This is a genomic window from Collinsella aerofaciens, from assembly GCF_032584215.1.
In the GTDB taxonomy this organism is placed as follows: domain Bacteria; phylum Actinomycetota; class Coriobacteriia; order Coriobacteriales; family Coriobacteriaceae; genus Collinsella.
Genome location: NZ_JAWHPN010000122.1, coordinates 1 through 461, shown reverse-complemented (window position 1 = coordinate 461; position 461 = coordinate 1). Strand labels below are relative to the sequence as shown.

The 461-nt window shown below is 52.1% G+C and carries 1 protein-coding gene; it reads left to right on the top strand.

What is annotated here, in order from left to right:
* Positions 1–195: 195 nt before the first annotated feature.
* Positions 196–461, top strand: a 266-nt coding sequence (locus RX395_RS10050; RefSeq protein WP_316367363.1) for a hypothetical protein, incomplete at its 3' end; no start/stop codon positions are given.

The following is a 461-nucleotide window of genomic DNA, read 5'->3' as shown; positions in this document are numbered from 1 at the left end:
ATTCTGATATGGTATGCTCTATTTGTATTTAGGCCAGATTTCGCCAGGTCGGAGATTGCTCCCATGGGTCCCTTGGGGCCTGTGGAGACTTGTCCACATCCTAAATACCTAACATCGACACAAAAACCGCAGTTACCCACTTCATAGGGGACTGCGGCTTTTTTTGTGCAAAAAACGAAAGGAGTACGTCCATGAATGGAAGCCAAAAGGCTCATGAAAGTTACCTATCAGGATCTCAAAAAAGGGATACGGCTGAACGCATACGCAGATGCCGTGATCTGGAGCGAAGATCCTTCCCCGACATTAGCCGGACTGCGATTCGGCGGCTATGCCGAAGTCGTGCGGGGGCTTACGGACGCCATCTATGGCGGGGCTACCATCGAAATCGAGGATGCTGACGGCAGCCTCCTCACGCTGAAATCGCTTTCCAAGCAATACCACCGGGAGGTGAGCCATGAGGG